The sequence below is a fragment of the Ruegeria sp. CDSA089 genome (assembly GCF_059612205.1).
Genome location: NZ_JBXWQD010000001.1, coordinates 697873 through 719135 on the forward strand (window position 1 = coordinate 697873; position 21263 = coordinate 719135).

A 21263-nucleotide genomic window follows, 5' to 3' on the forward strand; every position below is an offset into this window, starting at 1 on the left:
CATGGCCGCAAGCTATCTGCAAAGCTCGATGGACAAGATCCCCGAGGCGCGTGATTCAAAGCTGATCGAGCTTTGCATCAACCCCGACGGCACGCTGTGGGCCGAGTTTCAGGGCGATCACTTCATGCGGCCCGTCAACCAGCGGCTCTCGCAGAACGAGATCAAAGACCTTGGCAATCAGATTGCTTCCGCCGCGAACACCACGCTCAGCCGGACCAAGCCGATTGTGTCGGTCAGCATCACCTACCGTGACCGCCCCATCCGCGCGCAAGTCATCCAGCCTCCCGCCGTTGATGGCGGTTATGCGATCTCCCTACGGTTCTTTGCGGACCTGCCGCTGGAGCAGATCAAGCTGTCCTACCTATTCGGGAAAGAACGCAGCAACGAGGGCGCAAGACGCAAGCGCAATGCCGAGCTGCGTGATGTTGTGGCCACGGGCGACATCGATGCCGCGATCAAGTTTTGCGTTACCTACAAGCTCAACATGATCGTGTCCGGCGGAACCTCGACGGGCAAGACCGTCACGGCGCGAAAGATCCTCTCATTCGTCCCCGCTGACGAGCGTATCATCACCATTGAAGAGGCGGCCGAGCTGCGCCCGACGCAGCCAAATGTCGTCACACTGATGTCTGACCGCGACGAAGCCATCCGCAGCGCTGATGTCCTGCTGACCTCTTCCCTGCGCATGCGGCCTGACCGCATCGTCCTGGGCGAAGTGCGCGGCAAGGAGGCCATGACCTTCCTCGAGGCCATCAACACCGGGCATGGCGGCTCTCTCACCACGCTCCACGCCGAAACACCGCAACTGGCTGTTCAACGCTTAGCGATCGCCGCCCTAAAAACCAATGTGCCCATGACCTACCAGGACATGAACGACTACATCACCCGCTCGATCGATGTGATCATTCAAGCCGGTCGTCATCACGGCGCGCGCGGTATCACCGAATTCTACCTGCCGATTGATCCGGCCCTAGCAAAGGAAACAGCCAATGTTTGAATACAAGATTGAACAGATCAACACCGCGAAAACAAAGCCACCGAAGGTCGAGGCACAGCTGACCGCCCTTGGTCAGGATGGCTGGGAGCTCGTCTCGGTCGTGCCAGATTTCGATGGCGAACACATCCTAAAGGCCTTCCTGAAGCGGCGCACTGGCGCAAGCGCCTAAACCTAACCGAGGAGACTCCGATGGGCGTCGTCACCTGGATGGTTGAGACAACCGACAACTTTCTGGCAGACGCAGCCCAAACCACTTTTGGCAACGTCGCGGGGCAGCTCGGCGGCGTCATCGCCGTGGCCTCGACGCTCGCCGTGATCGGCGTCTTCCTCAACATGATGTTTCAATACAAATCCATGGACGGCCGGACCACCTTCTGGTTCGCCCTCAAGCTCATGCTCATCTCCCTCTTTGCGATGAACTGGGTCCAACTCAACGCGGTGGCCAGCGCGCTGATCGATGGGCTCGACCAGCTCGCGGGCGGCATGGTGGCGGGGCTTGGCGGCGGCGGTGCCGGTGCATCCTACTTTGCCGAGGCCTTCGACGATCTCATCGAAGAATTTGGCGACTATTTGAACGCGGCCGGTGACAACATGCATTGGATGGCCGGAGCCCTCATCGGCGCGATCGGGGCATTCCTATTGGGCGTCATCGGCGCGCTTTGCGGCCTGGTCCTGATCTTCGCGAAAATCATGCTGGCCTTCATGATCGGCATCGCCCCCATCATGATCGCGCTTTCGCTTTTTGATGTCAGCAAGGACTATTTCCTTCGCTGGCTGTCCAGCACGGTATCCTATGCGCTCTACCCCCTCGTGATCGCCGGGGTGTTTTCCACCGTCGTCGGCATGTCCCGTTCCCTCATGACCGAACTCGGAGACCCCTCTGGCGCGAGCAACATCGGCGCGCTGGTGCCCTTCTTCATGATGATGTTCCTCGCAGGCGGCATGATCATCGCCACCCCGCTGATCGTCCGCTCAATCTCAGGCAACTTCATGATGGCCGGACCGCCGAGCATTCCTGGTCCGGGCGGGTTCGCCAAGGGCTTGATCGGCACCAAGGGCTCGCGGGCTCGTGCTCGGTTTGGAACGAGGTCGAATGCTGAAATCGCAGGGGCAGGCATACGGCAGGCAGGAGGCGCGACCGTCTCGGTGGTTCAGAGGGTTGCTGAACGGGCCAAAAGACTGGAGTGAAATCGGCCCTCTCCCGATATTCGCGCGCAGGTTCGACGTTGCAGGGCGGCTACCCCGAACCGGTCTTCAGGGCATCGTGCAGCATGTTTGGCTAAGCGTTCTTTTCCTCTTCGCGCTTCATCTGGACAGATGGTATTCGCCGCCCGCCGTGCTATGGGTGTCCGATGGCTATTACACAGAAATCCATTAAGATTCTCTGGGGCAATTCGGGAGGTCGCTGCGGGTTTCCGGGGTGCTGGGAGAGGCTTTGCAACCGTGAGGCCGCAGACGCTGCGCCTTTCACTCTGGGGGAGATGGCGCATATTTGCGGCGACAAGCCGGGGGCAAACCGTCACGATGCGAGGCAGACTGCTGCTGAGCGCGATGACTATCAGAACCTGATTCTACTCTGCCCGACTCATCACACGCTGATCGACCGCAAGGAGAATGAAAGCGTCTACACGGTCGATGCCCTGCATGAGATGAAGGCCGAACATGAAGCCCGAGTGCTGGCACGCCTCGATCAAGAAGAAATGACAAGCAAGAATAACATAGCTCGTGCGATCCTGCCCATGCTGGAAGAGAACCGGCAGTCCTGGGAGCAGTATGGCCCGCTGTCCGAGCTGGCTCGGTCTCAGCCGCACAATGAAGCGGTGCATGCGGTGTGGGTATCGGAACGGCTCTCGGTGATCGTGCCGAACAACCGCAAGATTGCGGCAGAACTCGACGCGCATCGCGGCCTATTCGACAAAGGCGAGCAGGAGATCATCACGACCTTCTTGCTGCATGTGCGCAGCTACGAGCAATGGGTTGAGGATGCGATCCCCTATGCAGCGGTGAAACGCTTCCCGATAGCATTTGATCACTTAATTAGAGGACTTGCCGATGTCGGCGTATAGCGACACCTTTCCGTGGCCCAGCCATTATGGGCACTATAATTACTTCGAAACTCAGATGAAGGCGCATGGGAAAATCTTCTCTCTGACGGCGCAAGGCGGCGGGGTCTATGACTTGGTCCGCACGCAAGGCGACACGCTACGCGTCTTCATCTGCGAGTGCTATGCGTTCGGCGTGGCAGAATACATGGAGACAGTTGAGAGGCTGGGCCACATCGATGTGGTGATCATCAATTCTGCATGGTGCGGCTATACGCCGGATGCCAAGTTCCATTGCCGCGAGTCCAATGTTGGCCTTTTTAAGATCAGTGAATTCATGGGAGCGCTTCACCGCAAAGATTATTGGCTCTACCTGACGAATGACCAGAAGGAATACTACAAGAAGCTAGGTTGGCTGTGAGGCCAAGCGTCATGATCTATGGCTTCGGTTCTGCCTTCGTTGCGCACGACGGGAACGAGACAATTGCCCAGGATGTTGATCTGCTCATCGTTCATCCCAGCACCCATGACGCATCCTGCCAATTCGCTATTTTGTGCAAGCGACGGCTCGCTGCTTGTGTCGCCGGAGCACATATAACCATGCTATCGGCCGGAGAAGAACAGCACTACCAATTTATTCGAACGGCGCGTGCGGTGCGTCTCGGGGCAATCCGCGCTGATCATATCGCAGATGACTTGCGCACCATATGCACGGCTGTTCCGATCCTTGGCAAATGTTAGGCGTACACGATCTGTTAATGGGCGGTCACACACGGCGGCAATGTCGCGTCGTGCGCAAGGCCGTTCATGGAGAAGGCCGTGTTCCGATGAGAAGCGATCAGGGAAAGCTCAGTCCCACGTCACGAAACGCAGCCAAAAAAACGACTACAGACACGCACTGGAAAGACTGCTTTGGCATCGATTTCTATTGCCTCGCCGTAGAGCCGCAAGTCCGCTCTCCGCCCCCTCATCCTCGAGCAGCCTCTTCCATAAACCTTTCCACCCTTTGCGTTCCGGCCTGATAGTCACCTAAACTGGCCTTATTACCTGACCCCGCAATCTGACTGCCAGACGCGAGATCTTCAATCTCATCGCGCCGTTTCTCACCACCTCCAGAGCCGTCACCTGAAACCGCTTTCGGCATCTCAATCGCTCCAATCTTAGCCTCCAGCGCCTTGATCTGCCCTTGCAGCCCGCGCATCTGGTCACCAGCTGACGGATATGGCAGATCGCCGGTTTGCTTGTCGAAGATCTGCTTAAAGAACCGATCCTCATAGTATTTGATCCGCTTGGCGCGCACGGGCATTTGCGCGTCGACCACCAGAACGATGTCATCAAGATCCATGCGACGGGCCTCATCCTCAGGTAACAAAGGCGTCTCTTCCGTCCGTTCAGACATACTGCGCCCCGCGAATGGGTTGCGGCCGACCGACCGTGAGCGGGTCACAACGCGCTTGGTAGTTTTGCCAACGGCTTTGCTGAGCTCTTCGATGGTCTTTTCATCTGACGGGGTCAGATAGAGTTTGATGCCTGCGTTGCCCTGCAAAGCGCGGCGGGCATTTTCGCCGTAGATTTCGTCCAAAGCCGGGATCGTCTGTGTGACGATCGCTAGGTTGGCCCGGTAGGATCGCAGCGTCTCGATACTGTCGAGTACGATCGGCATTTTGCCCAGGCGATTGAACTCATCGAGCATGATCATCACCGGCCAAGGTTCGTCCTTGCCGGGTTCATGGTCTTGCAGAGATGCCAGCAAGTCCGAGAAGAACAAACGGATCAATGGCGCGAGGGGTTTCACCATGAGCGGTTCGACCACCAGATAGACCGAAAACGGAGTCTTGCGGATGTCGCGAAAATCGAAGTCTGACGTGGCGGTTGCTCGGTCTATGGCCGGGTTTGACCACTGCTTGAGGCCCGAGGTCATCAGTAGCGACAGGTAGGACGTCAACGTGTCGTTGTTTGTCGAGGCCATGCGCATGAAAATCAGCTTGGCGGCTGGATTGACCACCTCGTCTGCACGGCGGCGGTACTCTTTCTGCTTGTCTCCGCCTGACGCGGTGATGCGGTAGATCTCGCCCAGGGTCGGCCGCTTTCGCTCGAAAGTTAAAAGCCCTGCCGCCACGAACAGATCGATGCCGCCATCAAGGAGCCCCTGCACCCGGTCGTTATCAGCTTGCAAGAACAGCGAGGCCAGAAGTTGCAGTTCCATCTGCTGACGGTCGACATTTTCCAGCGCTGAAATGCGCAGCAATGGATTGTAGCGGTGCGAGCGGCCTTCCTTCCAATCAGTCGGCGCAAACCGGAACACCTTGTCGCCCTGCGCGGCCCTGTGGCGCGCGGTGGCTTCGAAATTTTCGCCCTTCACGTCCAGCACCACGGCACTGCCCTGATAGGTCAAAAGGTTCGGGATGACGAACCCCGTTGTTTTGCCGCGTCCGGTCGGGGCGACGATCAGGGCATGTGGGAAAACCTTGGACATGACAAAGGGCTTTCGACTCTTGGGCTTCCCCATTTTGCCGAGGACAAACCCATTGCCAGGCTTGCCGAAAAAGCCGTTCCGCTTCATCTCGGACATATGCTGCCAGTGGGTTTCACCGAACTTGGTCAGCGCGTCGTTCATCAACACAGCGCTGAGCAAAACACCGGCGCACGTGCAGATCCCCACGATCAAGTGAACGATCTGCATATCGTCCGGATGCGTCGTTCGAAGAACCCCATAGCTGCGTGCTAGCATCAAGAAATCGATATCCGCCCCGACCCCGAACCAGCGGAACGTCAGTAAGGCCGACGCCAGAAAATACCCCAGCACCGCGCCGAGAAGAGCAAAGCTCATGACGCCGAGTGCGATCTGCGCCTTATCCATGCGTCACGCCCTTTTCGCTATCGGCATCGACGTGCCGCTCGCGTTGAACATCAATTTCTTCATTAGCGATTTCGTCGAGGACGTGCTCCATCGCCGCACTGTTCGCCAAAGCGGCATCGCTTTGCAGATAGGCCTTGGCCGCATAGAGCCGGTTCAGGCGGTCTTCGATATGTTCCTCCAGCGCGGTCTCATCGCCAATCGCCAAGTCCGGGGTGCTTTCTTCACCGACCAGTTCCTCCATCTCAGCACGCAAGGTCTCGCGCTCCAGATCGCTGCGGAATGGATCTGCGGTTGGGTCGTCCCTCATACGGCTCAGGATTTCTGCAGTGATCGGCGGGAGCCGGTCGGTGATGGCTTCCTGCCGGTCAGACTCCACCGACCCACTATCCTTGAGAACCTCAGCATCGGCCAACAATCGACCAAGATCACTGTGCACTTGGTCAAGGCGGTCGATCGCTTTCTCGAGCTCATCGGCGCGTGACAGTTCAAAGCCCTCTTTGTCGGCAATCGCCTTCAAATCCTGCCCAAGCCATTGCCGCTCGAGCGCGGCGTTGCCCGCGCCTATTTCGACACGACGCGTCACCTCTTGCGCGTCAATGCCGGTGCCTTTCAAAGCCTGCTGAAGACGCTCTGCCAAAGCTGGAGCCTGCAAAACTCCTTGGGCCTCGGCCCGTATATTCGCGGCCGAATAGATCCCACTCTTGGACGCATCTTCAAGCAAGGTGTGGGACTGCGTTCCCATTGGGCTCAGATGTGACAGTGAACGATAGATGTCGTTCAGCTCATGCTCCAGTGCCGCGCGCCGCTCCACAGGGGCATCCGCTACAATGCGTTCAGCTTGGTTGATCTTGTCGTGAAAGGCATCCACGACCTCATCAAACGAATGCTGTTCTTCGGCCATGCCATATACCTTTCCATATGCTTCAATCGTTTTGCCCTGCGCCAAAAGCGTCGCGGCCTTGCCCAAGGCTGCTGCAATGTCATGCTGGTTCTCACGCGAGGCCTCGGCGGCCAGGCCGCGATAGAGCCGCGCGTTCTGGGCGACTTCAGCCAAGGCACGGTCAAGCTCAGCCCCCACGCGCTCACGCTCGGTCGGCTTGTACCCCGAGGCTTCTGCACGACGCTGCTCTACATCGCTCGGTCTCTTCGTCGTGATCCCACGCTCCAGCTTTCGCGTCGCTTCTAGCCTCAGCCCATAGCGGTCGGACACCTCCACCATGGCCTCGCGAAAACTGTCGTAGTTGAAATGATGCTCTTCTTTCAGAAAGAAGAATTCACCATCCTTGCTGCGCCGGTTCAGAACGACGTGGGCATGTGGGTGGTCCCGGTCCTCATGCACGGCCGCGATGTAGTCAAAGTGGCTGCCTTCACCCTGAAAGAACCGCTCGCAGATCTCGCGCGTGATCTCGGCGACATCCTCTCCGCGTGTACCAATCGGGAAAGCCATCAAAAGATGCGAGGTATGCCCCAACTTGGGATGAAACCCCTCATTCCACTGCGCTGCAAACCGGCGCGTGACCTGCTCGATCTCTTTCGCGGACAAGACGCTTTGGCCGTCATAGGTTCCACGGCTGTCGATGATGAAGCTCGATTTGGTGGTCAGGTATTCAAGCTGGTTGCGCAGCTGTGTTTTGTTGTGAGTGCCGCCGTCGCGAATGGCTTTGAAGATCGCTGGGGAATGCCCCATGGCGGCGCGGGCCATTTGCTTGGCACGGGTACGCGGCACGCTTCCGCGAATGCGGCTCCAGTCGCGATCGAAGAAGGCCTCTTGCGCGGCGGCAACGGCACTATTCTGGGCCATCGGCAAAGCCTCCCAAAACGCGGGCAACCTCGCCGGACAATGCACTTCGGCGGCGCTGCGCCATGTCCTGAACCTGGTCGGCGATATCAAAGATCAGCCCGGCCAAGGCGCGCACCTGGCTATGGGCAGAATTGCCATAGGGCGGCGTCTTACCCTGGCGCTTTGCCTCGTTCAGGCGCTGCGCGATCTGGTTGATGTTGTTGCCGGTGCGATTGAGCGAAGCAGAGAGCCCCTGCATCTGGTTGGCCAGTTCATCGTCAGGAACAAAGAGATCGTTCGAGGCATGGATCAACCGCCGCAGCCCCTCGGCACGGCTCGCGATATCATGCCGCGTCAGCACCGCGTCGAAGCCCGCAAGCTCCTTTGGCGTAAGCCGGACATTCACCAGTTCTGAACGCACGCGCGCATCCAGCTTGCGGCTTTGATCGGCCTTCAACGTGTAGAAGATGCTGCGGGTCGTGACGCCGAATTCGCGGGCCAGATCCTCGATCGGCACCCCTTCAGCACGTTTCCGCACGATGGCAAAACGCTGGTTCTGCGTCAGTCGTTTGTGCCGTGGTGCGCGCGGTCGGCCCATGTGAAGTAATCACCCCTATTTCTTGCCAGCATCATACAGGCAGCCCAGTTATGGCACTTCGCCATGATTGATTCAATATTATAATATTGAATCAACTGCCTGTATTCCGCTTGGAGCAGCCATAGGCTGCGCCAGCCAGATACTTGCGCGGACACAGACCGGCGCTACACTGACGGAATTGCTTTTTGTTTTTTGAGGTTCGAAATGGGGCGCGGCGGTTATTCAGGTGGCAGCACAATTATTTACCCAGGGGGGCGTGGCTGGTCTTATGACCCGCTATCTTCGATGCCTGGAACCAAAGGCAAGAAGAGCAAAAAGAAGGCGAAAGCCAAGAAACCCAAAACCAAGCCAACAAGCGAAAACTTTCTCGAGTATTTTTCCCTTTCGTGTGCCTGCTGTAAAATTCTGGGATTGGATTGGCCTGGTATCGGCGACGACGAGCGTCGAGCCCCACTTTTGGACGCAAAGACCAAGGGCTACCACAAGCCTTTTCGTGACAAAGTTGGACGTCAAAGAAAGAAAGCAAATCGGATCCTTTTGTCCTATGCGGCTCAATGCGCAGCCTCGGACAAAAAAGGCGAAGAGCGACCCAAGGTCCCAAAATCAATCAGGTTCGCGACAGAGGTTAAAGAGTTTTCGTCTCGACTTGAGGGAAAAATCAAAGAGCGAAAGAACCCTCAGCATGATCAGGTCGATATCAGCAATTCGACCCAAAGCGCGGAGTGAACGCGGTTGCCCGCGTCCACTGCTGCTTTGATCTCTTCCAAAGTCATCGCAACGCCTCTTCGAGGATTGCGAGAGCCCCAAGACAATCGTCGATATAGGGCTGCTCTTCGCCGTCCAGATCATTGAGCTCCAACCGGTTCAAAACGGCGTAGAGCGTGGCGCGTGCTTCGCGGGCGGCGCTTCGCAAGCTGACGGTATCCTCCAGACGCGCCGTCGCAAAATCATCGCTGTGATAGTCGGGGATCATCGGATTTCTCCCGCCTTGTGCTTCCAACGCGGGGCGATGTCCTTGAACGGCACCGTAAAGGGCGGCAGCGCGTCAAAGCCGTTCGAGCTCTTGACAACCTTCACCTTGGCGCAATCATCCTCAACGCTGAGGATCTCGACACAGAACACGCCACCCAAACCTGACGGAACAACGATCTCCCTCAGCTCGTGCCGATGCTTCCCGCAATAGACGCAGGTGCTATAGAGCCCGTCGATGATGTGACCGCCGGTCGTGCGATCACAGTCGCAGGTCCAGAATTTCGGGGGCTGATACTTGTGAGCCATTTGTGGCCTCCTCTTGGGTGCTGCGGTTGGGCCTTGGCTCGGGGCTCGGGGAAACGCTCCCCCGGAGCCCTTCCGGTTCCCTCCCCACTCCGCCGATGGGCTGCACACCGACCAATCTGATCTGACCGAATACGCATGTATTCGGCGGAACAGAGTGGGTGGGGGCGCAGCCCGACCCACGCCCCTGGAGCGGCCAGTCAATGGGTCAAAGCCAGCAACTGGTGCGGCCCGCAGCGCGCCCGCGCGAGGACACGGGTTGCAGGCTTTGACGACGCGCCCGCGCGGCGCTTGCCCATTGACGGGACACGACAGGGATGTTGGGCGGACCAATCAAATTGAAAGAAGCCTGAAGGAGGTGAGCGGGCTGAAAGCCGGTCGATCCTCCGCACAGTCCGTTTCTCTGAGCGGCCCGTGCGCAGCAGCACGGGCCACAATTTCTCATTTCATCCCCAGAGGCCTGCGCCCCGCCACATGAGGCGGGGCGCAGGTGCTCAAAGCTCAACACCGGCCTTTAAGTTGCCGTCCGGATCCAGCCATTTGCGCGCCTCTGCGCAATCCAAGCAAATACAGGTGCAACTGCCTTTCACGATGACCGGCGCGAGAAAGATCACTGGGTTTGACGCGCCGCATTTGCGGCACGTCATCGGGGGTAAGATTGCGGGGTCGCTCATGCTGCAGCCGCTTTCGATTGACCTGCTGCTGCTAAAACAAAATCGGCTGCCTTCTGCGCCTCAGACGCCGCGCAGAAAATCGCCCGCTTGTCCTCTTTGAGAGCTTTCAACCACCCTTCAACATAGGCGGCGCTTTGGTCAAATTCCGGCGCGACGCCAATCTGAGCACCAAGGAAACAAGCACCGATTTCCGCCACCAGCTCTTCAAAGGCATAGGCCTCACGGTTGGCAAACTTCTTGATCCGCTCCAGCCGCTTTTCGCTGCCGGTCCAATGGATCACCTCATGGGCCAGCGTCCCATAATAGCCTGCCGCATCGTGAAACGTGGCAATCGGCGGCATGTGGATGTGATCTTTGGCGGGGCTGTAATAGGCGCGCGGGTCGTCGCTGGTGCGGATCTCAGCCCCGGTCCGGCCGAAAAACGCCTCAAGCTCAGGATCTTCGGCCGTGCCAAGATCGCGCGGGGCCTCGGGACGGATGTAGTACTCCTCCGGCAAACCTTCGATCTGATCCGCGTTGAAGACGCGGTATGCGCGCGCGTAGGGCAGTTCTTCCTCAATGCCCAATTCGTTCCCTCGGGTGAACGTCCCGTATTTGACCACGGTCGACGACGTTTCGCCTTTGCGAACTTGGCCATCCAGCTCCTGCGCCTGTTTGTAGGTCATCCAGCGGCTGGACGCATAGCCATGCTTGGCCGCCATGACCCAGAGCATCAGGATGTTAATCCCGCGATACTCCTCGCCATTGTGTCGGGTTGGCAGGGCAATGCCCGACGCGCTCCCTGTCCACGGCTTGCGCCATGGCGGCGTTCCCGCCTCGATCTCTGCAATAATGGTGTCGGTGACATGGGCATAAACATCAAACTTCGGTGCCATTTGTGGCCTCCTCAATCAAAGTGACGCGGGTGAGGCTGCGCGCCCCCTTCCGCCGATGGGCTGCGCCTCGGCCACTTGATCTGACCGAATACGCATGTATTCGGCGGAACAGAGTGGGAGAGGGCAAAGCCCGACCCACGGCCCTGAACGGGGCTGTCAATCGGCCACATTTGCGAAGAAAATGTCTGCGCCAAAATCAGACGCCAATTTGCCTCGCGAGGAATGGCTCGCCCGCGAGACAGGGGAAATTGGTGGCTGATTTTGGGGATGGCCCAAGGTTGACCGCCACGTTCAGGAATGTTGGGCGGACCAAACCAAAAGAATGACGTCTGGATCGGGGTGAGCGGGCCAACGGCCCGTTGAGCCTCGGTGCAGTCTATTGGGAGATGTTGCCCGCGCACGAAAGCGCGGGCTCATTACTACACCGCGCGGATTACCTGTCTGTGCTGCGGCCTAGTCACTTCAAACTTTGTGTTGCACCTGCTAGCCCAATCGAACAGGTTTGCTACGCCTTCCTTGATGTTCTTACGATATGGCATAGGGTCATCAAGAACCTGGTCGTGAAACAGCGAGGTGACCTTCCCAAAAGATAGCTCACCATATTCCTGCAATTGCACTTCAAGCCAAAAGCAAATTTGCGACGACATGAAGCCTTTCAACAGCTCGTCTTCGGCAGCGCCTTTCTTGCTTCGAAAGCAATATAGATCGTGCTCTATTGCCGTTGCTTCAGCCGTCTGCGCTAGCAACTGATTTGGGCTGCACATTGGAAGATCGTGAAACCAGACACCGAGGGGTTGAGAACCAAGTTTTTCAGAAATTTCTTGGGGCCACTCATTCGACTGCACATCCGTGTTGCCGCCAAAGCTTCTCAAGAAGTCAGCCATCAATTCGACAGTTTTGACATCAAGCCAGTTTACGGAAGCGAGATAGTCCCGGACTTTGATCTTTTCAGTCTGACCGTATTCGAATCCAGTTCCGAACTCGTCGTTCTCATAATGCGAAAGGGACATCCCCTTTGACGTTAAATTTGCGCTCCCAATGAAGATCTTGGAATCCACGATGTAGACTTTTCCATGCAGGTTCTGAGAAATACCGAATGGAATATTAGCCTCATCACAGAGGTAAAAGCACTCCAGGTCGGAAGCTCCAGCTGCTAAATCTAACGGCTGCCAACGTGCTACGACCGTAAGGTTGCTCGTTTTACTGTTTTCAATAAGCCACTTAAGCGCATCGAGCTTAATAAATGCACTCATAACGATGACTTCTTGCTCTGCCGATGACAAGGCAATCGCAAGTTCCTCTCGAAAAGCACCCGTCTCTAAGAGAAGCATTCTACTCGTCAATATTCTCTAAGAGTTTGGATACCCAGTAGCCCCACCGGTCACGGAATTTCTCAAAGGTTTCGCCATCTAGGGTTTTCCTGAACTCATCTTCAGTACGCACATAAGCCATCGTGTACACTTCAAGAGCACTCAGCGCTCGATCATCGCCAGAGTCTTCGACATGCTGCCACAATTTTTCGTAATATGGGGAACGGGTGTTGATAACTCCGACCGCTGCATTTGCTACGAACTGCAGGTCCAAGAACATTGTCCCAGGCCAACTGCCCTTGTTCAGGTCAACCTTGTAGTCAATCGTTGCTTTGGCGAACGCTTGTGCATCTTCTTCAGAAAGCTCTGGGCGAGTTTCCAGAACATATTTTGTACGTTCTGCCAACTTCTCCTGTTCCGACTTTGTCTCAGCCTCTTTGTCTGAGGATGTTTCAGTGTGATCCTCCGCCACATCCTTATTTACCTTTTCAGAAACGGGGTCAGGCTTGGCTTTAGATGGGTCCGCAGAACTCCCTTCCTTTCGTGTTTTGATAACGTCCAACATTGCATTGATCTTAACTGTGAGATTTCGATTGAGCTCAAGGTGCAATGAAGATTTGTAGTGGCCAGAATTCTCCGGGTCCTCCGCAGCTTCGTTCAAGGCTTCAATCTGCTCGACGTCGTGTTTCGGGTCTAGTTTCTTGAAGCCTCGAATATGCTGCTTGTTGTTAGTAACACCAAACAACTCATCCAAAACGGGCTTAAAACGCACTTCTACGCCCCACCACCTCTGCCTGGTATCACTGTCTAGAAAACCAAAGGAACCAAAGTCTATCTCACGGCCAGCTCGAACAAACGAGATACCAGTATTGCGTGCGTAGTGCTTGCCGAGATTTGAATTACCGCCCATTTTTTGGGTCTCTGGCTTGGCTATACTAAGGCGAATTTCAATGTCCGAAAATTTTCCCTGCTCATACTCTACTGGTATGGCATATGGCTTCTCAAACTCGACGTTCGTAGCCTTTCCATCGCTGTCTGGGCAGCTTGACGGCTCCAAAAGGTACAAAGGATCATTGGGCTTCAGTTCATGCGACGCTTCGACTTTGTTATTGTCTAGATCGAAGTCGACCAAGCTCACATCACGTTTCTTGCCATAATCATCATTGTCATCCAAGAAGTGCCGATAAATGCGGCAGAGCTCTTCCTGCATCCGAGAAAAGAGCGTCGACGGGCGCTTGAAATCCACTCCATCTAGCTTGGACCATAAGACCAGCGTGCCACTGCTACCGATATTTCCTCCAACCGCTTCAACTATCTCTTTGGGAAGGTTCGTCTCTTCAACGCTTTTAAGATACTGCTGCCTGCCTTCCTTGACTTCCGGTAGATCAAGATACGTCTTGTGCACCGATCCATTTTGCCAAGAATAAACCTCAACAAGCTCCGCCTGTGAAAGAGACGAACCTTTAAGTCCAAAGCCAAAACGTCCGAGACCATCTCGGGTATCTAGTCGAGTGCCCCAACCTAGTGATAGACAGCGTCCCAACTCATCCGGTGTCATCCCGTGCCCATCATCCAAAACCGCTATTTTTTGAACTCGGTAGACCGTACGCTTTGCTACAGGTTCTCTGGCTGACAGCGTAACTATGGTTATCTTTTTTGCCTCGGCCTCGATCGAGTTATCAACCAATTCAGCTACCGCAGTAGCTGTGTTTCGATAGCCGACTTGGCGCAATGCATTCAGCGCCAAGTACGCATCAACAATCTGCACTGGCTTGTCTTGTTTGTTCATTTTGCTTCCCCGAAATGTTCGTCAAAATACGTAAAAGCTTGCGGCACGTTGGGTAAATTTACAATATTATCAACCACATCCACCACAGTACAGCTAGGCGTCCCACCAACTGAATTGCCTCTAAGGCCCCGTCCCACCATTTGTGAATAAAGCACAACCGACGTTGTCGGACGCGCAATCACAACGGCCTCTGTCTTTGGCGCGTCAAATCCGGTTGTCAAAACACCAAAATTTGTGAGAACCCTGACACTTCCGTTTTTGAAATCTTCAATCGCCTCGCGCCGATCGCTTGGTGGAGTTTCGCCGGTTACCGCTCTTGCCGCGCACCCTCTTTCCCTTAAGACCAATGCCATATCAGATGCATTCTGCTTCGATGGGCAAAACACGATGGTCTGTTTCTTATCAACAAGTGCAAGCTTTTCGACTGCAGCGACTACTTCCAATGTCCTCTGGGCGTTGTTGCCTAACTCCGCCAGCACTTTGGGTGAGATGTCTAAAAGATCGGAAATTAACCTGACTGCCTCGGCGTCCAGATTAACAGTAGCGCTGGTGTTGAGACGCATACGCTCAACAGAAGACAAAATCCCACGATCCTGAAGATACTCAATTGAGTTTCGTTCGCCGGTCAATCGCTGGTCTATCGTGAGTTTTTTGTTGCCATAAAAATCCGATAGAGCCTTGGTTTGAGCTACATCACCCCCAACGTGATGCCTACCAGGCGTAGCCGTCAAGCCGATCAGAGTAGTGCTCGAGTTACAGAGAAACTCTATTGCTTTTTTGTAAGTCGGCGCCATCGACATGTGCGCCTCATCGACAATCAGGAGACTGCATTCGCGCCTAATTTCTGCAAATCGGTCAAAATCAGCGTTTTTGTTTGAGTGAATGCTAGAGTAGCAACTCTGAAAGCTAGTAACTATAAAACAGGGCTTGCTCAGATCGATGTTGTCTGGCTTCCTGCCCCCCCACATTGAGTAAACATTTGCATTCTCAGTTCCCAGTTTTGTCCAAATGCTAAGGAACGTTTGAACCGCCTGATCGCAGAGCTCTTCGCTATGAGCAAGCCAAACCACAACGGGTTTTTCACGTGAACAGCTAAACCTAAGGAAATCTGAAATGAATTCCATGGCTGTTCGTGTTTTCCCCGAGCCTGTCGGCATATGTGCAACGATTCTTCTGCTTGCCGCATTGGCGTGGGCACCTGCCTCCAAAAATGAAAAACTAACAAGCTGTTTTCTAATGCTGTTTTGATAATCAAATAGGGGTTTTTCAATGTGTGTTTGCAGATGCGGCTCCGGGCCAGACATCAAATCGTTTGGGAACGCTTCGTCGATGTTCAGGTCCATCAGCTTTAGAAAATTGGTCGTTGCCTCATTTCTTCCCCAAGTAAAATTCGGTGGAATAGTTACAGGGCAACCATTTGGCCCTGAGCCGAGTTTGTCTCGGATAACTTGTGGCGAAAACACTTCTAGTACAGCGTTTCTGAGGTCTCGCTTCTTAAAGATAGCCAGCCCACTCTCAGACAGCATGGCTTCAGCTACCGCGCGAGGTCGAGTACTAACCCCGAGCTCTGAAAGCCCTTCTAACCGGTTCTCACCCCAAAAAACCGCCAGTCGTGCGATACCTATGCTTGCGAGGGCGTCAACTACGGCAGTCGAACTCATCTTGTTTTCCACTCTCTCGATTTCCTACTCGCCAGCAGCTCGCCCAAAGGGTGTACGCTTTCAACATACTTTGACAGATTCCGCTGCTTGGTAAAGCCCCTGAAGGGAAACGCTTTTTCATCGACGACCCCTAAATGCGAGCTCAGTGATCTGTTGAGGAAACAAAACCCAATTTTAGATTCATACGAAACAATCTGACGGTGGATATCCGCGAGCCCGCTTCCAAAGACCTTCATCGCTGCATCCTAAGAGAATTCCTACATCAGATCATTTATGGCAGGCCAAACACACCTTTTGCTGGCCATAAATCTCATCTAGATCAACTGCGCCTTGTTCCGGCCGTAGAGGATCAACCTTCCTCTTCGCCTTAGCTCTTTCGACACGCTTTTCATGATCTGCGCGGATTTGAGCGATGCGTTCAGGTTTTTCCAGTTCAAGCAGTGTCTCCCCTTCACTCCATGAAAACGGCGACCCGTGGTCGAGAGAGGTTTTCTCCATTTGCTTAGCCCTCTCGAAGGCTTCAGGGTGACGCTCCTTTAGGCCAACCCACTCAATCTTTTGCTGAAAGAAGCAAAACGTGCAGCCACTCCTGGAACGCCAATCGTAGTATGCTGGTAGGCCAAGACCCGAGTTCTCAAGAATCTCGAAAACGCCGGCCTTGTCGATACCATCATCTTTGAAGGGCAGCTTGGTAATCAAACTTCCGTTTTTCGAGTTCAAACCTTGGCGAAAATCTTCATCAGCTCGGATTGCGACATAACTATAGACTGTGTACCCCTGCTCGGTAAATTCAGATTTCACCCACTTCTCAAAGGGCTTAATCTTTAGGTCTTTCGTACACCAACGCGTTTGGGCTGAGGGAAGGAATTGATTGTACTGGGCAAGGTAGAACTTAAAATCTCGCCCTGGATCCAAGTACCGGATCTTCTTTCCGAGGAACCCCTCGAGCATCGCTAGGTACTCATAAACCTCATCCAGCTCTTCGCCCGTGTCAGTGAAGAAATACTCAATATCTAGTTCGGGGTGAGCCTGGCTCATGTAGATCGCGAGGGCAGAACTATCTTTGCCCCCAGACAAGCCTAGAACATGTTTTACCTTGTCAGCCATCTACTTCTTCTCCTGCGCCTGATTGTTTGATCCTCGCAGCACCAACTCTTGCCAACGCAGCCAGGATCACGTTTCTACCAGTGCCTTCCGCAGCCTGCTGCAATACCTCTTCAATCTTTCTACTGAGGTTATTCACTTCCTCATCGTCGGAATCCAAAACATCGAATTCCTCCATCACAGGCGTGGGCCGATCATCAACGCTGACAATCAACGCCATAGCGGAGCGCTTGTCCTTCCGCCCAGCCACTCGCGCGACTGACTCGTGTTGGTTGAACTGCTGCGCAAGCAATGTGAGTTGAACAATTGCCCGGTCTATGTCGCTATCAATCCAAGCTTTTGGGGGCTTATTGATGCCCAACCCCGCTAGTGCCTCCATCGACTGTAAATCATCTCCGAAGCTTGTAAGCTGGGTGATAAAAGATCGAAGCCTCAAGTCACCTGCGACATCTCGGATATTCTTCGCGCGCTCATTCAGCTCTCGGTACGCTTTCGCAGTGCGCCCGTGAACTTGTAGCTCGTTCAGAATGTGTTCGCGCATTCTTGTGAGCATCGCAGGGTAAGCTGCGCGGATTTCGATGAGCCCTTCTTTGATGTTTTGAGCGATCTCAGAGATTCCTTGATCTGTGAGAATGTCGATGTCCTGTCCGTAGAGGCCAGGAATGTCATCAAATGCGAACTTTTGTGGGTCATTAGAGCGCTTGAAGAGCGCTCTGACTTTTTTTGCGTGCTCAGGAAGACGTGCGGTTCGTTGAACCCAAGGTGCTGAAGTTTCGTAAGCTGCAATGAGCGCGCGTCCAACTTCTAGTGGACTTAAAGATGAGATTGGTTTGTCCACAACTTCACCAACCGCGTTTGCCAGCTCAGTAAGCAGCCTCTTGGTCGTTCGGTTCATTTCGATCCAGCGCAGCTGGACCATTTGCGGCGCTCTCAGAACATAGTCCACGTCGACATCCGAAATAGTCGATAGAAAAATACCTTCCCGATAGTGTGACAGGTTCCGGCGTTCAGCTAGCATAAACAGCACAGCAAGGAATGGCATCAACCCGTCCTTCAACCCAAAGGGAGGTGCCCGCCATAGGTCATAAACATCGGTAAGCTGTACGTTGCGGTTACCCCGCTTCTTCAAGAAGTCTTTCGTTGCTTTCCAAATGGGTAACAGATTTGCGGGGTCATCTCCTGAAGGCGGTACAAACTGCCAACTGTCACCCTCCTGCACGTATAGCTTGTTGGCCTCAACGAGCGATACGAACAGAGCCTTTTCCGCTGGGAACTTCTCAAACCCAAGCCCCGGAATACCTTCTTTAAGGACGGCAGCATGCAGTAACAGCTTGAGCGCTGAATTGGCCGATGCCGAGGGCTTGGTGCGGTTCAGCAGTTCGTTGTTTAGTTTGGGCGACTGCGAAAACCGACGGTCTGCCATTTCTGAGGCCAAAACTGTGAGGTTCCGGCGCGCGGAAATCGGGAGATCATCAATTCCAGTTTCCCATTCTGCGCTTGCGATCAATTGCCAGACTTCATGCTCAATCCTACCCCCAATCGCCTCGATACGATCGGTAAGCTCTCTGCGCGCGATTTTGTCTCGATGAATCTCGGGGTTCGATGCCAAGATATCCTTCAAAGCGGAGTGCTCTCGTGCGAGCGCCACAAGGTTCTTCGATTTTTCAGACCTCACAACCGCAAAGTCGGCCCCCCACCCATACTCACCAAAATCCTCAACAATGCTTGGCGTCGCATCGTCCAGCGCAATGATGAATGCGCCAAAGCATCCATTTGTAGGTGTAAAGCTAGCAACATAGTTCTCGACTTGGCTTTCGAGCAGTACCTTGAGTTCGCACCAGCGCAGAGCACCAATTTCACGGTAATGCCGCTTCGCGACGATATTGGGTGAAGATAAAGCGTTTGAGATTGAGCTGAGATCGAAGTCTGATCTTTCTCTCAATGCCTCATCCAACGCCACTTCAATGTCAAAGTCGCTCCCGTCAAAGAGAGAGTAAGTGCCCCTGAACTTTCGAAAAACAACAATCGACGCCTCCTCAAGTTCTGACAAGAGCCCCTCTACCGCAGCACTTGTTTGATTTATTGCCAGACTAAGTGCGCCCAGCGTCGCACCTACTCCGGTCTGCTTTTGCGTCAGCTCCAAAATGGCTAGCGACTTTAGCAGCTGCACACCGATCTCACCGCCATCTTTAGCTTCCCACCGCGCAATTGCATCCCTAGCATTTGCAAAGTGATGGCTGTCCAAAGACACGGCGATCGCAGCTTGCAGATTGAAATCTAGATAATCCCAAAAATCAGCCAATCCGTAGTCCTTCGGATCTTCTTTGCTCGCCTTCTCAAGGTAGTCCTGAAAGCCGAACAGCTCGGAAGAGCCCAGGAAACTGAAGATGCTACGCTGGTTTTGCCCATAGCTCCGACGCGATGCAGGCCCTAGCACCAGTGTAACAAGCGGGTTGAGTGGCCAAGCGCTAGTAAGCAACTCTTTCGAAACTACGGACGCGCCACGTCGAACATCGGCAAGTAGTTCCGTGGCTGCCTCTGCGTTCCGTCTAGCGCTATCCGGCTGCTCTGAAGCGATAATCGCCTTGCTCACCAATTCAATCTGCTCATCGCCAGATACATTGACGGGAATGTCGATGAAGCGACCCTGGATCTTTCCCCACTCATCTTTGATGTCGCGTGCCAAGCGGCTCGCATATTCTTGGAAGGATTGATGAAGGATACCCACAACGATAAGGCGGCCACCGCTTCTCGACGCCGCTTCACCAAGCAGCTGGAAGAAATATGCATCTCCTGTTGAGGATGCCGCGTGCTCAAGTAGCTTCCCCATTTCATCCAAAAAGAGGACTAAACCTCCAGAATGCTCACGGTCGTCGGCGGCCAAAAACTGCAAGTACTCAATTACTTTTTCAGGCGTATCAAACTTCCTTTGGCGTGCCGCCAATCCTGCATCCTTGATACAATCACCGATCAGCTGGAAGGGTTCCATGCTGCGCCCAACGACCGACACACATTTCCAGCCATCTCGCTTCGGAGGGAGTAACTTCCATAGTTCCTTTGCAAACTCCGGATCAGTCCTGCTCGCAGCCGTTGCGCGTTCTTGCTTACTACCACTCAACAACGCGGAGAGGGCGAGTGCGAGACTCGACTTCCCGCTTCCGTACGGGCCAGTCCAAGTGAAGGCGCCTTGCCCGCTCTCAAATTGTTGGCGTGAGAAATTACTAAGGGTCTCCCTTACTGATGATGAAAAAACAAACCCCTCTAGGGCTTCATTACGGTCATCTTGATCAATTCGAACAGATCGCAGAAAGCGCCCATTCACCGAGACAATTTCGTTAAGCGGCATATGAACCTCTCAACGCAGAAATGTCGGAGGACCACAGGTTTTCTGCAAAACCTTGGGGAAACTCCTCTTGTCTAAGAAGTTGTTTCAATCCAGCCGTCTCAGACCAAGAAATCAAACCGTCGGACATGTCGGCGACATCGGCCAACCGATCAATCAGTTCCCACTCTTCAAGTACGAAAACCCTTCCAGGAGACCCGGGCTCTAGTAGCATTGATTGGACGCCAAGCGTGTTTGCAGAAGAAGTTCGCTCCCAAAAATCGCACACCGCATAGAGAAACACGCCGTTAGACAGGCCTGGCTTTCGCCCTAAGTTCATACTGAATTTTCCATTTGAGCGCCGCCGTATTAATCCCAGCTCGGTCAGCGGAGAATTGAACGCCTCTTCGCTAGGGCCCCGCTTTGGGACACTAGGCACGTAGTTAGCCAATAAGACGCTTATATCGCTTGTTAACGTTTTCTCTGTTGGCAATTTCCAACCACGCTGACCAATAAATTCCATCAGTCTTCGCAGAACAGTATCGCGATCAAAGTTGGGTTCATTGAAAATATTGAACAACCAGTAGGTGGCTGTATGCTTAGGATTGGAGGCAATATCCCAGTGGATTTTCCAAAGAGACGAAGCGCTTTCAAGGTATGGATCGCACCCATTGGGGCCAAGTAACTGCTGACCAAATTCGGTCGTTCTTACATCCTTCCCATCCGTTGTGAGAATACCTGCGACCTGTGCCCAAAATCGAATTGCCGCCACCATGTTCTTGCCCACGCCGAAATGCGCAATCGCCTCGCTCTCTGAAAATATCTTGTTGTTATTCAAGCCACTAGCATCAACAGCTTCGAAAGCCTTTTCCAACCATCCGTAGCGCAACGGAAAGGTCTCGTGGCCGGAGAACTGCGGCTTGTAATCCTGTGTAAATGTTGTTTGCTTTTTCATAAATCTGCTACCCCGCTTAGC

The 21263-nt window shown here is 54.2% G+C and carries 19 protein-coding genes; 7 read left to right on the forward strand and 12 right to left on the reverse strand.

Going from position 1 to position 21263, the window contains the following annotated elements:
• The first annotated feature begins 1 nt into the window (after nucleotide 1).
• From AC2FJ6_RS03575 to AC2FJ6_RS03600, 6 genes are all read left to right on the forward strand, one after another.
• Complete coding sequence (locus AC2FJ6_RS03575; protein ID WP_242106859.1) at nucleotides 2-997, forward strand: ATPase, T2SS/T4P/T4SS family; 996 nt, start codon at nucleotides 2-4, stop codon at nucleotides 995-997.
• Nucleotides 990-1166: a DUF4177 domain-containing protein gene (locus AC2FJ6_RS03580; protein WP_106607259.1), complete on the forward strand. Its 177-nt coding sequence runs from the start codon at nucleotides 990-992 to the stop codon at nucleotides 1164-1166. Before AC2FJ6_RS03575 ends, AC2FJ6_RS03580 begins: the two co-directional genes overlap by 8 nt.
• 20 nt (nucleotides 1167-1186) lie before the next feature.
• Nucleotides 1187-2185 (forward strand): TrbL/VirB6 family protein, encoded by a 999-nt coding sequence (locus AC2FJ6_RS03585; RefSeq protein WP_496668385.1) that lies wholly within the window; start codon nucleotides 1187-1189, stop codon nucleotides 2183-2185.
• 164 nt (nucleotides 2186-2349) lie between these two features.
• Nucleotides 2350-3063 (forward strand): HNH endonuclease, encoded by a 714-nt coding sequence (locus tag AC2FJ6_RS03590; RefSeq protein WP_496668387.1) that lies wholly within the window; start codon nucleotides 2350-2352, stop codon nucleotides 3061-3063.
• Nucleotides 3050-3460, forward strand: coding sequence for a hypothetical protein (locus AC2FJ6_RS03595; RefSeq protein WP_496668389.1), 411 nt, complete (start codon nucleotides 3050-3052; stop codon nucleotides 3458-3460). Before AC2FJ6_RS03590 ends, AC2FJ6_RS03595 begins: the two co-directional genes overlap by 14 nt.
• An 11-nt stretch (nucleotides 3461-3471) precedes the next feature.
• On the forward strand, nucleotides 3472-3780 hold the full coding sequence (locus AC2FJ6_RS03600) for a hypothetical protein (protein ID WP_496668390.1): 309 nt from the start codon (nucleotides 3472-3474) through the stop codon (nucleotides 3778-3780).
• 226 nt (nucleotides 3781-4006) lie between these two features.
• Here AC2FJ6_RS03600 and AC2FJ6_RS03605 read toward each other — a convergent pair whose 3' ends face one another.
• Genes AC2FJ6_RS03605 through AC2FJ6_RS03615 form a run of 3 tightly spaced genes read right to left on the reverse strand, consistent with a single transcriptional unit; the run spans nucleotide 4007 to nucleotide 8277 of the window.
• Nucleotides 4007-5899: a type IV secretory system conjugative DNA transfer family protein gene (locus AC2FJ6_RS03605; RefSeq protein ID WP_496668391.1), complete on the reverse strand. Its 1893-nt coding sequence runs from the start codon at nucleotides 5897-5899 to the stop codon at nucleotides 4007-4009.
• Complete coding sequence (locus AC2FJ6_RS03610; protein WP_496668392.1) at nucleotides 5892-7700, reverse strand: relaxase/mobilization nuclease domain-containing protein; 1809 nt, start codon at nucleotides 7698-7700, stop codon at nucleotides 5892-5894. The genes AC2FJ6_RS03605 and AC2FJ6_RS03610 overlap by 8 nt, the downstream gene beginning before the upstream one ends.
• Nucleotides 7687-8277, reverse strand: a complete 591-nt coding sequence (locus tag AC2FJ6_RS03615; protein WP_496668394.1) for a hypothetical protein — start codon at nucleotides 8275-8277, stop codon at nucleotides 7687-7689. The genes AC2FJ6_RS03610 and AC2FJ6_RS03615 overlap by 14 nt, the downstream gene beginning before the upstream one ends.
• Nucleotides 8278-8481: 204 nt before the next feature.
• Here AC2FJ6_RS03615 and AC2FJ6_RS03620 point away from each other — a divergent pair, with 204 nt between their 5' ends.
• Nucleotides 8482-9003 carry a hypothetical protein gene (locus AC2FJ6_RS03620; RefSeq protein ID WP_496668396.1) on the forward strand — a complete coding sequence of 174 codons (522 nt, stop codon included), beginning with the start codon at nucleotides 8482-8484 and terminating at the stop codon, nucleotides 9001-9003.
• 43 nt (nucleotides 9004-9046) lie between these two features.
• Here AC2FJ6_RS03620 and AC2FJ6_RS03625 read toward each other — a convergent pair whose 3' ends face one another.
• The 9 genes from AC2FJ6_RS03625 to AC2FJ6_RS03665 form a co-directional block, all read right to left on the reverse strand.
• Nucleotides 9047-9250: a hypothetical protein gene (locus AC2FJ6_RS03625; RefSeq protein WP_025060004.1), complete on the reverse strand. Its 204-nt coding sequence runs from the start codon at nucleotides 9248-9250 to the stop codon at nucleotides 9047-9049.
• Nucleotides 9247-9555 carry a hypothetical protein gene (locus AC2FJ6_RS03630; protein WP_496668398.1) on the reverse strand — a complete coding sequence of 103 codons (309 nt, stop codon included), beginning with the start codon at nucleotides 9553-9555 and terminating at the stop codon, nucleotides 9247-9249. The genes AC2FJ6_RS03625 and AC2FJ6_RS03630 overlap by 4 nt, the downstream gene beginning before the upstream one ends.
• Before the next feature lie 667 nt (nucleotides 9556-10222).
• On the reverse strand, nucleotides 10223-11101 hold the full coding sequence (locus tag AC2FJ6_RS03635) for an ArdC family protein (RefSeq protein ID WP_496668400.1): 879 nt from the start codon (nucleotides 11099-11101) through the stop codon (nucleotides 10223-10225).
• A gap of 419 nt (nucleotides 11102-11520) precedes the next feature.
• Nucleotides 11521-12432 (reverse strand): phospholipase D family protein, encoded by a 912-nt coding sequence (locus tag AC2FJ6_RS03640; RefSeq protein ID WP_496668402.1) that lies wholly within the window; start codon nucleotides 12430-12432, stop codon nucleotides 11521-11523.
• A gap of 1 nt (nucleotide 12433) precedes the next feature.
• Nucleotides 12434-14200, reverse strand: coding sequence for an ATP-binding protein (locus AC2FJ6_RS03645; RefSeq protein WP_496668404.1), 1767 nt, complete (start codon nucleotides 14198-14200; stop codon nucleotides 12434-12436).
• Entirely contained in the window at nucleotides 14197-15873 is a 1677-nt protein-coding gene (locus AC2FJ6_RS03650; protein ID WP_496668406.1) for a DEAD/DEAH box helicase, read from the reverse strand. Before AC2FJ6_RS03650 ends, AC2FJ6_RS03645 begins: the two co-directional genes overlap by 4 nt.
• A 255-nt stretch (nucleotides 15874-16128) precedes the next feature.
• A complete protein-coding gene (locus tag AC2FJ6_RS03655) occupies nucleotides 16129-16968 on the reverse strand; it encodes a phosphoadenosine phosphosulfate reductase domain-containing protein (RefSeq protein WP_171186108.1) in 840 nt (279 codons plus the stop codon).
• Entirely contained in the window at nucleotides 16961-20311 is a 3351-nt protein-coding gene (locus tag AC2FJ6_RS03660; protein ID WP_496668408.1) for a hypothetical protein, read from the reverse strand. The genes AC2FJ6_RS03655 and AC2FJ6_RS03660 overlap by 8 nt, the downstream gene beginning before the upstream one ends.
• On the reverse strand, nucleotides 20301-21242 hold the full coding sequence (locus tag AC2FJ6_RS03665) for a DUF4007 family protein (protein WP_298565451.1): 942 nt from the start codon (nucleotides 21240-21242) through the stop codon (nucleotides 20301-20303). The genes AC2FJ6_RS03660 and AC2FJ6_RS03665 overlap by 11 nt, the downstream gene beginning before the upstream one ends.
• Nucleotides 21243-21263: the final 21 nt, after the last annotated feature.